General features: G+C 44.5%; 14 protein-coding genes and 1 riboswitch. Of the genes, 5 read left to right on the top strand and 9 right to left on the bottom strand.

Annotation, left to right across the window (positions count from 1 at the left end; all coding sequences use genetic code 11):
- Positions 1-304 precede the first annotated feature (304 nt).
- A complete protein-coding gene (locus B2899_RS05870; RefSeq protein WP_286884459.1) occupies positions 305-703 on the top strand; it encodes a CidA/LrgA family protein in 399 nt (132 codons plus the stop codon).
- Positions 679-1,371: an LrgB family protein gene (locus tag B2899_RS05865; RefSeq protein ID WP_146809325.1), complete on the top strand. Its 693-nt coding sequence runs from the start codon at positions 679-681 to the stop codon at positions 1,369-1,371. Before B2899_RS05870 ends, B2899_RS05865 begins: the two co-directional genes overlap by 25 nt.
- 120 nt (positions 1,372-1,491) lie before the next feature.
- Here B2899_RS05865 and B2899_RS05860 read toward each other — a convergent pair whose 3' ends face one another.
- The gene (locus B2899_RS05860; protein ID WP_286884458.1) at positions 1,492-1,947 is read right to left on the bottom strand and encodes an OsmC family protein; all 456 of its coding nucleotides are present in this window, start codon (positions 1,945-1,947) and stop codon (positions 1,492-1,494) included.
- A 251-nt stretch (positions 1,948-2,198) separates the two neighbouring features.
- On the opposite strand from B2899_RS05860, the gene B2899_RS05855 reads away from it, so the two are divergent.
- Together B2899_RS05855 and B2899_RS05850 are read left to right on the top strand one after the other, a co-directional pair.
- A complete protein-coding gene (locus B2899_RS05855; RefSeq protein WP_146809327.1) occupies positions 2,199-3,698 on the top strand; it encodes an aldehyde dehydrogenase family protein in 1,500 nt (499 codons plus the stop codon).
- A 214-nt stretch (positions 3,699-3,912) separates the two neighbouring features.
- On the top strand, positions 3,913-4,899 hold the full coding sequence (locus B2899_RS05850; protein ID WP_286884457.1) for a carbon-nitrogen hydrolase family protein: 987 nt from the start codon (positions 3,913-3,915) through the stop codon (positions 4,897-4,899).
- Between the two features lie 359 nt (positions 4,900-5,258).
- On the opposite strand, the gene crcB (B2899_RS05845) is transcribed toward B2899_RS05850, so the two are convergent.
- Together crcB (B2899_RS05845) and crcB (B2899_RS05840) are read right to left on the bottom strand one after the other, a co-directional pair.
- Positions 5,259-5,630, bottom strand: a complete 372-nt coding sequence (gene crcB, locus B2899_RS05845) for a fluoride efflux transporter CrcB (RefSeq protein WP_307724483.1) — start codon at positions 5,628-5,630, stop codon at positions 5,259-5,261.
- Positions 5,627-6,013: a fluoride efflux transporter CrcB gene (gene crcB, locus B2899_RS05840; RefSeq protein ID WP_146809329.1), complete on the bottom strand. Its 387-nt coding sequence runs from the start codon at positions 6,011-6,013 to the stop codon at positions 5,627-5,629. The genes crcB (B2899_RS05845) and crcB (B2899_RS05840) overlap by 4 nt, the downstream gene beginning before the upstream one ends.
- Before the next feature lie 48 nt (positions 6,014-6,061).
- Positions 6,062-6,121: riboswitch (Fluoride riboswitch) on the bottom strand.
- A 401-nt stretch (positions 6,122-6,522) separates the two neighbouring features.
- Between crcB (B2899_RS05840) and B2899_RS05835 the strand changes: the two genes are divergently transcribed.
- On the top strand, positions 6,523-6,765 hold the full coding sequence (locus B2899_RS05835; RefSeq protein WP_281285994.1) for a PaaI family thioesterase: 243 nt from the start codon (positions 6,523-6,525) through the stop codon (positions 6,763-6,765).
- A gap of 248 nt (positions 6,766-7,013) precedes the next feature.
- On the opposite strand, the gene B2899_RS05830 is transcribed toward B2899_RS05835, so the two are convergent.
- From B2899_RS05830 to B2899_RS05805, 6 genes are all read right to left on the bottom strand, one after another.
- Positions 7,014-7,208, bottom strand: a complete 195-nt coding sequence (locus B2899_RS05830) for a hypothetical protein (protein ID WP_170230188.1) — start codon at positions 7,206-7,208, stop codon at positions 7,014-7,016.
- A 140-nt stretch (positions 7,209-7,348) separates the two neighbouring features.
- Positions 7,349-7,525, bottom strand: coding sequence for a hypothetical protein (locus tag B2899_RS05825; RefSeq protein WP_170230189.1), 177 nt, complete (start codon positions 7,523-7,525; stop codon positions 7,349-7,351).
- A gap of 183 nt (positions 7,526-7,708) precedes the next feature.
- A complete protein-coding gene (locus tag B2899_RS05820) occupies positions 7,709-7,972 on the bottom strand; it encodes a hypothetical protein (RefSeq protein ID WP_146809331.1) in 264 nt (87 codons plus the stop codon).
- A 272-nt stretch (positions 7,973-8,244) separates the two neighbouring features.
- Complete coding sequence (locus B2899_RS05815) at positions 8,245-9,105, bottom strand: CvfB family protein (protein WP_146809332.1); 861 nt, start codon at positions 9,103-9,105, stop codon at positions 8,245-8,247.
- Between the two features lie 15 nt (positions 9,106-9,120).
- Positions 9,121-11,232: an ATP-dependent helicase gene (locus tag B2899_RS05810; RefSeq protein WP_286884456.1), complete on the bottom strand. Its 2,112-nt coding sequence runs from the start codon at positions 11,230-11,232 to the stop codon at positions 9,121-9,123.
- A gap of 196 nt (positions 11,233-11,428) precedes the next feature.
- Positions 11,429-12,973, bottom strand: coding sequence for an acetyl-CoA hydrolase/transferase family protein (locus B2899_RS05805; protein ID WP_286884455.1), 1,545 nt, complete (start codon positions 12,971-12,973; stop codon positions 11,429-11,431).
- Positions 12,974-13,233: the final 260 nt, after the last annotated feature.

Raw genomic sequence — 13,233 nt, 5'->3', positions numbered from 1 at the left:
CACAAGCTCTGCCATAAAAATGAAGGGAAGAGTGGCTGACTTTTGGAGGTGCGGGGAAAAAGAGAGGAAAGAATGGGGGAGGGCGAAGCTATTGCATCCCACAGACATCAGAGATACAATAACAAAAGAATCCATGCTATAAGCTGTTGAAACTTTAGCTACGTTTTCTTTTATCTTTGGAAATTTTCCGCCAAAATAAAACTACGACTTTCTATTCAATAGCTCTTTTTAGACATCGCATAAAATGAAGGGGGGGGACGGTACTCCTCTTATAGCTGTATCCGTGAGGACTTAACCATGCTAAATGAAAATCATTAAAATTATTGCACAAATTGCGTTATTATACGCTTTTTCTTTTGTTGGAGATTGGCTGCATAACTTGCTGCACCTGCCGATTCCGGGTAGTATCATTGGGTTGTTTCTATTATTCATTGCATTAATACTTAAAATCTGTCCTTTAACATGGATTGAAACGGGAGCGGAATTTTTACTGGCTTATTTACCGCTGGTATTTATCCCGGCTACCGTCGGCGTCATGAATTATCCCCATCTCTTTGCCGGTAGTGGCGTCATGCTTCTCTTTATCGTTATGGTTAGCACCCTGATCGTTATGATTGCAGCCGGGTGTACGAGCCAATGGTTAGCGAATCGAGCACAACAGAGAAAGGAAAAAAAAATGTGTCAAGAGCATTTATCGCAATAATCATGATCGTATTGACGGTCGCTGCTTATTTATGCATGAATCGATTGTATCGACGTTTTCATTTACCATTTTTAATACCAACTCTGACGACGACGTTAACGATTATTGTCATTCTTGTTTGTTTCCAGGTTCCTTATAAAACCTATATGATTGGCGGACAATGGATTAGTCTCCTATTAGGACCGGCGATTGTTTCTCTTGCCTACCCTTTATATAAACAAAGGGATATCTTACTGAAAAATTTGGTTCCGGTTTTAGGGGGCGTTTTTGTCGGCTCGATTGTCGGAATCATAAGTGGAATATTATTTGCGCAATCCCTTGGTTTCTCAAAAAGTCTGATTTTTTCCCTTGTACCTAAATCAATCACAATACCTGTGGCGATGCAAATAGCTTCTGAACTGGGCGGTGTTCCTCCGTTAGCCGCCGTATTTGTCATGATCGCGGGATTTACTGGTGCTGTCTTTGGACCTTACATCTTCAACCGGTTCAGAATTACGGATTTTTTAGGTCGAGGAATCGCACTGGGCAGTGCGTCGCATGCGATCGGAATAGGGAAGGCTTTGGAATATGGAGAACATACGGTCTCGATGGGTTCTGTTGCGATGACGTTAAGCGCGATCTCGGGTTCTATTTTTGGACCTTTGATTGTCTGGTTTTTTTATTCTTAATCTGCATGGCGGGAAAAACAAGGGGGGGTACTCACACTATGAATACCCCTCCCCTTTTTCAACGATTGACTTTATCTAATGTAGAACCCGCAATCAACCTGCTTCTTGAGATTGTTGTATTTAAACCTTACGCCATTTTGTATCAATTTCAATCCCGGCATCAACAAAAAGATTAAATACCGGACATCTACGCTCTACTTCATTTTTCAGTTGCTCCACTCTCTCTTCGCTTTCTTCTGTTTGTATATTCACCTGAAAACGAATTTTTTGGAAATGCGGGGAAACGCCTTCTACCCCCATTAGTCCCCGGGTATCAATAATGCCTGTAGTTTCAAAATCAATTCCTGAGAAAGTAAAGCCTAATTCCTGAGCTATTAATGGAATCATAACACCATTACAACCATTAAGGCCTGCAAGCACATATTCTACTGGATTTGGTGCCGTATCCTCTCCCCCTAACGCTACTGGTTCATCTATCGAAAAAACAGGGAAATTTCGTACAGAAATATTCGTTTTGACGCCGGATTCCCACTTACCTGCAGCGGACACTTTAACTAATGTAGAAGGTTGAGCCATAGTCTTTCCTCCTTAAACAAAGTAAATTTATAGGAATTAATAAAATTATACAGAAGCAAGAATCAAGTGTAAAGAAAAAATTTTCAAAATTCATGCTTTGGTCGTATTTTCCAGATCAAGCGCTTCAAACACTAAGACAAATTTTGTGAAATAGCTTACTTTATCTAACGAGATTAAAGCGGAATATTTGAAACCCTTTATTCAAAACCTATGTGAAGCAGTAAAAAAATCAGTGTAAGGAGTGGAGTGTTTTGAGTAATACCACTGAGAAGGTCCATCCAAAAGTACAAGACTTCTTAAAAAAGGGACCGCGAAAACTTTTTATTGATGGTCAGTTTGTCGAGTCAATTTCCGGCAAAACATTCAAAAGCATAAACCCGGCTACTGGTGATGGTCTTTGCGAAGTATACGAAGCAGATGAAAAAGACATTGATCGAGCGGTAGAAGCGGCAGAAAAAGCATTTCATGGACCCTGGTCCAAAATGTCCGCCAGTGAAAGAAGCCGTTTAATTTGGAAGTTAGCGGATTTAATTGAAGAAAATCTTGAACCTATAGCACAATTAGAAACACTTGATAATGGTAAACCCATTAGGGAGACAAGAAATGCAGATGTCCCCTTGGTCATCGATCATTTTCGTTATTATGCGGGATGGGTTAACAAATTTAGTGGAGAAGTAATCAATAATTCGTTACATCCACACATTTTTACCTATACACGTCGCGAACCTATTGGCGTTTGTGGACAAATTATTCCATGGAATTTTCCTTTACTCATGGCCTCATGGAAACTGGGAGCTGCGCTTGCTACAGGTAACGTTGTTGTCTTAAAAACTGCTGAAGACACTCCTCTGTCTGCCCTGTACCTGGCTGAGTTAATTCAGGAAGCAGGGTTTCCGGAAGGTGTTGTTAATATTATATCGGGTTATGGACATATTGCAGGTGCAGCAATAACGAAGCATCCAAGAATTCGCAAAATTGCTTTTACCGGGTCCACCGAGGTTGGAAAGATTATTATGCGCGATGCATCTCAAAACGTAAAGCGCGTAACCCTGGAATTGGGTGGGAAATCACCGAATATTGTTTTCCCGGATGCCGATTTTAGCAAGGCAATACCGGGTGCACTTCGCAGCATCTTTTTCAATCAGGGTCAAATTTGCAGTGCGGGTTCTCGTTTGTTTGTTCATAAAAAGATTTATGATAATTTTCTTTCAGATATGGCCAGCGAGGCATCTAAGCTAAAAGTTGGCCCTGGACTGGAAGAGGAAACGCAGGTCGGTGCACTGGTTTCCGCCAAACAATACGAAACGGTCAGAGGATATTTAGAAAAGGGGAAAGAGGAAGGGGCAAAAGCATTAACCGGAGGCGCTCCCAAGGAAGGTCCCGGATATTTTGTTCCACCCACCATTTTTGCTGATGTTAACGAACAGATGACAATCGCGCGGGAAGAAATTTTTGGACCGGTTGTTGCTGCAATGCCGTTTGATGGTGATGAACAAATAGCCGATGTGATTAGACGGGCAAATGACAGCGAATATGGATTAGGAGCCGGGGTCTGGACAACAGATGTTCGAAAAGCCCATAAGGTAGCTCACGCATTGGAGGCAGGAACCGTGTGGGTGAATTGCTATAATCTCTTCGATGCCGCAATGCCTTTCGGTGGATTTAAACAGTCAGGGTTTGGCCGTGAAATGGGGAAATATGCCCTTGAAATGTATACGGAAGTTAAATCAGTCTGGGTAAACTTGGAATAGTTTTTAACTTACGATCACAAGCTACAGGGGACAGAGAATCAAAAAGCGAACTTTCTCCCCTGTTTTTTCCATAAAACAGATCAATATACCCCATTATCCGATTGAATATATTGATAATTTCGTACCATTCTATTATTCTTAATTTTAATCAACAAAAATATCCAGTTATAGGCATTCTATTTTTTAACTTTTGTTGCAGGAGGACGGGATAAGAATGGTACAAGATAAAGTCCGCGTAGCTGTTGTTCAAGCCGCATCAATTATTATGGATCGTGAAGCAACAACCGAAAAAGCAGTATCTTTAATCTATGAAGCTGCAGAAAAAGGAGCTAACTTGATTGTATTCCCTGAAGCTTTTATTCCCGGCTATCCTCGTGGATTATCATTCGGCATGAAAGTAGGAAGCCGATCTGAAGCCGGTCGTAAAGATTGGTTGCGGTACTGGGAAAATTCTGTACCTGTTCCTGGTGAAACAACAAACATGTTAGGTGAAGCAGCACGAAAGGCAAACGTGTATCTTGTAATTGGAGTTATTGAGAGAGATCAAGAATTTAGCGCAGGAACTGTATATTGCACAGTACTATATTTCGGACCAAATGGAAAACTTCTTGGAAAACATAGAAAGTTAAAACCCACGGGGTCCGAACGGTTGATCTGGGGCGAAGGGGACGGAAGTACACTTCCGGTCATTGAAACACCTTTTGGAAAAATAGGCGGTCTTATTTGCTGGGAAAACTATATGCCTTTAGCCCGAACAGCCATGTATGCAAAAGGTGTAGAAATATATATTGCGCCTACGGCTGATGCCCGGGATACATGGCAATCAACGATTCGTCATATTGCTCTGGAAGGCAGATGTTTTGTATTGTCCTGTAATCAGTTTGTTACAAAAGATATGTACCCGAAAGATTTAGCCTGCTACGATGACCTCGTATCATCCCCGGAAGAAATGTCTTCTGGCGGCAGTGCTATAGTCGGGCCGCTTGGAGAATATATCGTTGAGCCTGTGTTTGGGAGAGAGGATATCTTGCTGGCGGATTTAGATTTACGTCTAATTCCTTATAGTAGACTTGATTTTGATGTAGTAGGCCATTATGCAAGACCTGATGTTTTTCAACTCATTGTGAATGAAGAAGAGAAATGTAGTGTTCAATCGATTAACGTAAAAGAAAATAATCAATCATGTATATGGCTAAAATAGAAAAAGCAGGTGATTTGCCCGCTTTTCAGGTTGCCCAGACTTTCCCGGCAACCTGGAAATCTGCTCCTTCTTCGGAAGGGGGTTTTTGTTTATTTATCAAGGAAAGAGGATATACTTGTGATGAGTTAAACTCTCCTTCACTCCTTGCCCTTCTGCATTGCAGAAGGGATTTTTATTTTCGCTCAAACTGCTTCCACCGCTCCCCTCTAAGTTCCACTTTTCGACCTATATGAAATAATTACCAAATATTATAGAGTGATAGTATGAATCCCCCAAAATATTCTTTCTTCTTCCGGCTTAGTGCCGGCTTTTTTATTTCATAAAATCCCCGCCTCGTAAGCGGGGATATCTAATGTCAGTTATGATAACTCTCCTACATTCATACCAATCCAGCAAAATAATAGGCCCCCTACGATAGATAGCAGTACATAGCCTAATGCATACAACAATTGTTTCTTTTGCATTAACTGAACTGTTTCATAACTAAAAGTGGAAAACGTCGTATAACCTCCGCAGAATCCAGTTCCGAGCATCAGCCAAAGCCAATTCGCCACATTTCCACGAGTATGGAGGAAGAATAATATTCCAAGAATAAACGATCCTGAAATGTTGATAATGAAAGTACCCCAAGGAAATAAACTATTGCTTTTAGAAGTAACCCATTTTCCTAAATAGAATCTAGAAATGGTACCTATAACCCCGCCCAAACCAATTAATAAAATCATACTCATGCTGTTCCACCTCGCTTTGTTGCTTTAGCTAAGGTATAACCTATCGCTGAAAAAGCGATACCACCTGCAATACTTATCACCATATAAACAATGGCAAGTTCTACATGATGCTTTTGAATGAGAGTAATGGTTTCAATGGAAAATGTTGAAAAAGTGGTAAAGGCTCCAGTAAATCCCGTACCAATTCCAAGGCGAATTTCAGGACGAACGTTCCAACGTATCAAAGTAATTGTTAAAAACCATCCAAGAAATAAACACCCTAACAAGTTAATAATCATGGTTCCTAAAGGAAATCCATTGGACAAAGGCAAAATCACCCTCCCTAATTCATATCGTGAGATTGTCCCTAAAAATCCTCCAATGATAAGTGCAAATAAATTCATGTTGTGCCTCCCTTTTTTTCTGAAAAAAACAGACTCCTACCAGTAAAATCACCGGTAGGAGTCATTAGCCTTTCAGCAGTTATGGCGAACTCCATCGCCTTTTAAGTTAAGATCATTATATATAAAAGAAACCCCATCATCAAATTGGTCAAGACCCCATTTAGTGGACACCGAAAAAACCCGTAAGAGTAATTTTGATATACAAGTTTTATAACATGAGCGCTGAATTAAAGTTCATCATGAAACCATCTATGTATGACATAATTTTTCTCCAACCTATGCTCTCCTCCTGTATGCACGACGTTCAGCATACTCTACGCAAAGCGTACATACGACAATCGGTTTGCCTTTATCGTTTAAGTACCGTCGTTTTTCGTTCGTTTTACGCTTGCAAAACGCGCATGTACTACCACTTTTTAAAGAGGGATGGGGAATATGAAGCAAACGGATCGTTATAGTTTGTATATCTTACGGTAAAGTAGAAGAAGAAAAAGGTAGTCATTTCTTCATTGGCTGATGTAGCCATGTCAAACTTGGTTTCGGCAAATGAAAACGGTATACAACGAGTTGTGACCGTCGATTTACATGTTTCCTTTTTGAGACCAGCTACTGGCACATATTTGATAGCAAATGCCCAATTTGAAAAACAGGGTAGAACTTTAATTCACACAGAGTGTTCGATTTATAACGATAAACAAGAACTTGTTGCTAAATCTAAAGCGATCTATTTCGCAAACCTTGCGTATTCTTAAGAAAAAGCAAAGTGATTTAAGACGGTCTCTGAACGTCTTGGACATGCCAGTGTCACGATTACGCTCGATACGTATTCACACATATTGCCCGATATGCTGAAAAAGTTAGCTACGAATCCAGAAACTTCCATGAAGAATACACGACAGCAATCTTCTCCAAGCGCTTTAGCAGACTAAAGGTGGTCAAAATGTGGTCAATCGCCCTTTTCCATTAAAAATCCCCGCCTCGTAAGCGGGGATGTGTTTGCTTATTTCTTCTTTTTCCGGTAGGGAAGTGAGATGCTCTTTTTGCCTTTAACCGGCGGTAAATTGCGGTATTTCTCGAGTTCTTCATCGGACATGTGATATGTGACCACTTCGCCCGGACGCATGTTTGTATCGTCTTTTTCCTTCTGCGGAATTACCGAGTGTTTGTTGAAGTAAAGCAAGCGTCCATGTACCATGTTCATCTACTCCTCTGCTTCAGTCTCTACCGCTTCAACCTAGGAGTAATGTACCCAATTTTTTGCATTGCGAAACATTTCCTGCTTAATTTGTATAAAAAAGGCGCTTATATCAGAGCCCGGTGTTTGCGCTTATTCAGTCAGTTTGCCAGCCGTTCTTCCTCACCCATCTCCTGTGCAATAGTAACTCTCGGAGAACCCTGTTCGGCAACTTCTTTGGCAAACAAACGTGCTTCCTCCAGTGTTTCAAATGCTGCCACGCAGTTGTCGTTCGATTTTCCGAACAAAGAAATAGTTTCATATACCACGTAGTACATTTTTCCACTCTCCTTTATGTTGTTCTGTTGGATATAAAAAGGAAAATATAACGTATTCATTGTAGTACCCAAAATTTTTGATGCCTAAACCATTTTATTTAAAAAATGTATGTTAAAACAGCGAAAATGTGCCAACTTTTTTTCGACAAAAAAGATAATGCCCTGCACAAAATGTACAGGACATTATCTATAAGCATCCCGGTAGGCGTCCATGCCCATCCGCCGGGTAATCTCGCGGTTCACTTCATGTGCCTGCTGCCAGGATACGCCGGTATGAAGCGCATGGATGTCTATCGTCTCTCCGTTTCGCATCTCTTCCAACACTGTCGGACATTCTTCCAGTTCCTGAGGCTCCGTTATCGAATTTTCCATATAGCGTACCTGCGCCCGCAGAAGCGATAAGCGTTCCCACTTCTTGATTTGCGATTTTTCATCATAGTACAGCATTGTCCGACATCCTTCCCTACTCTATGTTTTTTATATGTATCTGGACTATGTAGGATATAGTTTCGAATTCATTACCCTGTTTATGTCGCATTTTAAACATTTCTATATGTTTTTTATTTTATTTCTATGTTGTTTATAATCAGAATATTTTTTACTTATATTCTATGTGCTTTCCTGTTTGTTTATACTCATTTCTCGCTAAGTAAATGCATAGGTTATCTGTTATAGAAAAAAGGCGCTGAACGTTATTGTTCAGCGCCTTTACTCTCTTCTTATTCCTGTTCGGTCAAAATCGTCCAACCATCTTCCTGATAGGCCCGACGCTCTTTCATCAACTTCCCGAGCGCGCGTTTAAATGCGGCTTTGCTGATGCCGAACTTTTCTTTAATAATGTCCGGGTCCGTCTTGTCCGTATACGGCATACGGCCGCCCCGGTTCTTGATATAATCGTAAATGCGTGCCGCATCCTGTCTGTAGCTGACTTCCTTACGCGGCTTTGTCGTGATATTCACTCGCCCGTCATCACGCACTTTGGACACCCGGCCTTCCACCCGCTGGCCAACGCGAAACGGCTCTTTTGACTCCTCCCGGTGAATGAAGGCAAGATGCTGGCCTTCCGTAAGAAGGAACGCCCCGATTTTAATTACTTTATAGACGTAGCCGATGATGTCTTGATTGAATACATCTTTCCCAGCCGGTACAGCAATCTCTGCAAAGTCCTCTTCCCTGCCGAGCAAAGCCAGCATGCGGCCCTGTTTATCGTGTTCGAGCTGAACATACACCCGGTCGCCAGGACGCGGCCATTTGCTTTTCATTTCCGGCAATTGATCTGCCGGAAGCAGCAAATCTTTCTGAATGCCATTATCTAAAAATACGCCCATGCGCGGATGTACGTCTTTTACTTCCAGCCAACCGAACTCACCGAGCGTCACGTTCGGCTCATGCTGGGTAGCCGCCAGCCGGTCCTGATGATCATGATACAGAAACACTTCGATTTGCTCGCCGATGGCAAGCTCGCCTTCCACTTCACTTTGATGGAGCAGCACGTCCTGCCCTTCCACCGATACAAAATAACCGAACGGCGCCTGCCGCTCTACGGTTGCTGTTACCAGCCTCCCTGCTTCAGGTTTCACTCTGTGTCATCCTCCTTACGATTTCCTGGGCGACAGAACTTGCGGTACACTCTGGAATGCCTCCAGCAAAAACGGCGAAACCGGGACCGGTTTACCTCGGAAGTATTGAGGTGAGCTAATATAAAGCTCCCGCATCGCGCGCGTTATCGCCACATACGCGAGTCGGCGTTCCTCTTCAAGTGCCTCGTCCTGTTTTTCCTCACTTTTTTTATGCAGCCAATAATCCGGTTTTTCTTCCGGATCGACCGCGATACTATGGGGCAATACACCGTCAATAGCCCCGATAAGAATGACGACCGGATACTCAAGCCCTTTGGCGCTATGAATCGTCTGCAGCGTGACGCCCTGGCTTATCTGCTGCGTCTTTCTGCGCGTCTCTTTTTGTGCGAGAATCGTATCGACATACGCCAAAAACTCCGGTACGGTGGCGAATGCTTTCACCGCCTCTTCAAGTTCAAACAAATCGTCACGCAGCATTTCTTTGTGGTAGGTCACCGCGCCATCCTGTTCGCTGCCGAGAAATTTATCGTACCCGCCGCCTGCTTCGTTGCGGATTTCGCGTACCGCCTGCAGCGGACTCAGTCGTGCAATGCTGCGAAGCCAGCCCACCTGCTCGGCAAGCCTGCGACGCTGAAATGACGGCAGTGCGTCCAGGTGCACAAGCGCCTCTAAATACGATACACCACGCTGAATAGATACGATCTGAATTTCTTTCATGTAGCGGGCTTTGCTGATATACAGGCACGGCAGGATGCCTTCAAGCGCCTCTTCATTGTACGGATCGAGCGACAGCCTGAGAAAATCAAGCACCGGCCGAATGGTAGACAGTTCGTAAAACGTAGGATCGTCCCGATGCGTCGTAAATGGAATACCGCTTAAAAGCAGTTTTTCATATAGGGTGCGCGCCGTACTGTGGGTCCTATACAGAACGGCAATATCATTGTATGTATACTCGCCGGAGCTAACCAGCCGCTCGATAAGGCTCAGCACTTCCTCCGCTTCCTTTTCCGCTGAACGGGCCATGAAATATTTTGGCAGGCCCGCTTCGCCGGGCAACACTTTCAATTCTTTTTTAAACCGTTTCCGGTTATGACGAATCACTTCATTGCCCAATCCAACAACGCCTGCAGGCGAACGGTAATTAATATCAAGCGTAATGCGTGTGCAGCCCGGATGCTCGTCTGGAAAGCGGAGAATAATCGACGGGTCAGCTCCACGCCAGCCGTAGATGGCCTGGTCCGGGTCGCCCACTACGCACAGGCTGGCTTCCGCTGAAAGCAATCGAATCATTTCATATTGTGCGATGTTTGTATCCTGATATTCGTCCACCATGACATACGCCATCCGGCGGCGCAGCGCGGCCAGATAGTCAGGATGGGCGCGCAAAGTCTCGATGCAGCCGGTAATGAGATCTTCATAGTCAATGAGATTGTTCTCCCGCTTATGCTCTTCATACCGCTTCAGCACACGCCTCGCATCATCTTTCAGCCCTTCTACTTCTTCTGTTACCCATGTATCCCCTACCACGAACAGGTTGTTTTTCAAGTACGCAAGGAGTGACAGCAGCGTTTCCGGTTCATACTGTTCGCCGGTTGCCATCTCTTTGGTAATCTGTTCGATCATAAATTCCTTCTGTTTCTCGCTCATGATACGTGGCGGATTCGCCAGCCTGTGAAAATAGATGGTCCGCGCCAGCGAATGAAAGGTGCCGGTGATAATCTGCCCCACCATCGCCTGTGTGACCCCCGGGATCGAAAGCAACCGCTCCTTCATCTGGCGGGCGGCCTGCCGGGTAAACGTAACCAATACGATATTGCGGGGCGGTACGCGTTTGACCAGCATAAGGTAGGCGGTACGGCAGGTGAGGACGGTCGTCTTACCGCTTCCCGCACCGGCATTAATCAGCACCTGGCCTTCCACAGCACGCACGGCTTCGATTTGAGGTTCATTTAGGCGAATGCCTGTTTGCTCAAGCGCACGAAAGAAAAACGCGTCCGGCGCATCATCTTCAACCAGTTGTTCCGAGGTCAATCCGTCCGTCGTCTCGGCTTTTGGAATGGCGGAAGACGCGGATACACCGGGCGGCATATATCCCATTTCGCACGTATCCTCCTGGTGTTGTTTCATCCTTTATCAAACTCCCATTATCCGTAGCGTCTTTTTCCACTATACAGGAAAGCGAATAAAAAAGGAATGAGAAAAACGCGCGGGCGTGGCCGCTATCATGAAAAAAGATAGCCGCCTTTCCACGGGAAAAGGCGGCTATCCGTTTCTCTATTTGTACTCTCCACTCACTGTACCTGCATGGACAGCTTTTGTATGTTTACACTCGCGTCGGTTCTTTTTCATTTGTTGCTTTATCTATCGTCTGTCCCTCAAGCATCGTGCCTTCCTTCTGGAAGCGGGTATGCCAGGAGAACGCTTTTTCCAGCACATGCGGCGTCTGTCCGCCGCGCTCACAAGCTTCTTCGAAATAAGCGCGAAGTTGCGGACGGTAATCCGGATGCGCACAGTTCTCGATAATAATACGGGCACGCTCACGCGGAGAAAGTCCCCGCAGATCAGCGATGCCCTGTTCTGTGACAATAACGTCTACATCGTGCTCCGTATGATCTACATGCGACACGAACGGCACAATGCTTGATATTTTTCCGCCCTTGGCAATCGACTTCGTGACGAAGATGCCGAGGCGGGAATTACGGGCAAAATCGCCGGATCCGCCAATGCCGTTCATCATGTTGGTTCCCATTACATGAGTTGAATTCACGTTGCCGTAGATGTCAAGCTCAAGCGCCGTGTTGATAGCAATCAAGCCGAGGCGGCGGATAATTTCCGGATGGTTGGAAATCTCCTGCGGACGCAGAATCAGGCGATCTTTGTATTTCTCGAAATTCCGGTAGACCTGCTTCCCTTTTTCCGGTGACAAAATAATCGAACAGCCGGAAGCAAAGCGGATTTTGTCCGCATCCAGCAGATCGAATACCGCATCCTGCAGCACTTCCGAATATACTTCCAAATCGGTAAATTCGGATGCCAGGAAACCGTGGAATACGGCATTTGCCACCGATCCGATACCGGACTGCAGCGGCGCCAGCGTCTTCGGCAGACGGCCCGCTTTTACTTCACCACGCAAAAATTCGATTAAGTGTGCAGCCATCGTGGCGGTCTCTTCATCCGGCTGTACAATGGACGAAGCTGTATCCGGCTCTTCTGTTACGACAATTCCCTTGATTTTTTCAAGCGGCACCTGAATGGCCTGGGTACCGATACGCTGCTCAGCCTCTGTAAGCATAATCGGCTGCCGTTTCCCCTGCGGCCCTACATCATATATATCATGCACCCCTTCAAGCGAAAGCGGATGCGCCAGATTCAACTCGATAATGACTTCTCTGGCATGCTCAACAAAGATAGCAGAGTTGCCGACCGATGTTGTTGGTACAATGTAGCCTTCTTCCGTAATCGCAACCGCTTCCACAATTGCAATGTCGATTGGGTCGATTGTGCCCGCCCGCACCATCTCTGCCGTATGGGAAAGATGCTGATCCACATAGATGATATCTCCGCTGTTAATCTTGCTGCGCATTCTCTTCTCTGCCTGGAACGGAAGGCGACGATTAATAATGCCTGCTTCGGCCATAATGCCATCCACTTCCGAACCAAGAGACGCCCCTGTATATACGTTAACTTTTAGTTGTTCACCGGTTTGTTTAACACGATCCACAAGCGCGCGCGGTACGACCTTAGCATCTCCGGCTTGCGTAAATCCGCTTAAGCCGAGCGTCATTCCGTCTTGAATCCAGCCAGCCGCTTCCTTGGCCGTTACAAGACGTTGCTGAAGCGACGCATTCCGTAAACGTTTCGCAAACATATAGATACGCTCCTTTATGAAAACGTTATTATTTTAACAATTTGTAATATAAACAATAGCATGCCTTATACGTCCGCGCCGCAAAAAGACGATAAAGCAGAATTTATATAGATAAGCCAGAAAAAATGACTGTGAAATCAATCCTATTTCCTTTAAAAAATGTAAGCGTTTTACCAGATGGTCATACTTTTCATAAAAAACACCCCATTAGCCACAAGCCCTGCCATAAAAATGAAAGAAAAGGCGAACGCCTTTTTCTT

The organism is Aneurinibacillus sp. UBA3580 (assembly GCF_002375825.1).
Classification (GTDB): domain Bacteria; phylum Bacillota; class Bacilli; order Aneurinibacillales; family Aneurinibacillaceae; genus Aneurinibacillus; species Aneurinibacillus danicus.
Note: the sequence above shows the minus strand (reverse complement) of the source record. Positions and strands in the feature narration are given on the sequence as shown.

Bases quoted from the DNA above. Each gene is read 5' to 3' on its own strand.
- B2899_RS05870 (WP_286884459.1), top strand. From the start codon at position 305: ATGAAAATCATTAAAATTATTGCACAAATTGCGTTATTATACGCTTTT.
- B2899_RS05850 (WP_286884457.1), top strand. From the start codon at position 3,913: ATGGTACAAGATAAAGTCCGCGTAGCTGTTGTTCAAGCCGCATCAATT.
- B2899_RS05860 (WP_286884458.1), bottom strand. From the start codon at position 1,947: ATGGCTCAACCTTCTACATTAGTTAAAGTGTCCGCTGCAGGTAAGTGG.
- B2899_RS05805 (WP_286884455.1), bottom strand. From the start codon at position 12,973: ATGTTTGCGAAACGTTTACGGAATGCGTCGCTTCAGCAACGTCTTGTA.
- B2899_RS05820 (WP_146809331.1), bottom strand. From the start codon at position 7,972: ATGCTGTACTATGATGAAAAATCGCAAATCAAGAAGTGGGAACGCTTA.
- crcB (WP_307724483.1), bottom strand. From the start codon at position 5,630: ATGAGTATGATTTTATTAATTGGTTTGGGCGGGGTTATAGGTACCATT.
- B2899_RS05810 (WP_286884456.1), bottom strand. From the start codon at position 11,232: ATGAAACAACACCAGGAGGATACGTGCGAAATGGGATATATGCCGCCC.
- B2899_RS05830 (WP_170230188.1), bottom strand. From the start codon at position 7,208: ATGGTACATGGACGCTTGCTTTACTTCAACAAACACTCGGTAATTCCG.
- crcB (WP_146809329.1), bottom strand. From the start codon at position 6,013: ATGAATTTATTTGCACTTATCATTGGAGGATTTTTAGGGACAATCTCA.
- B2899_RS05825 (WP_170230189.1), bottom strand. From the start codon at position 7,525: ATGTACTACGTGGTATATGAAACTATTTCTTTGTTCGGAAAATCGAAC.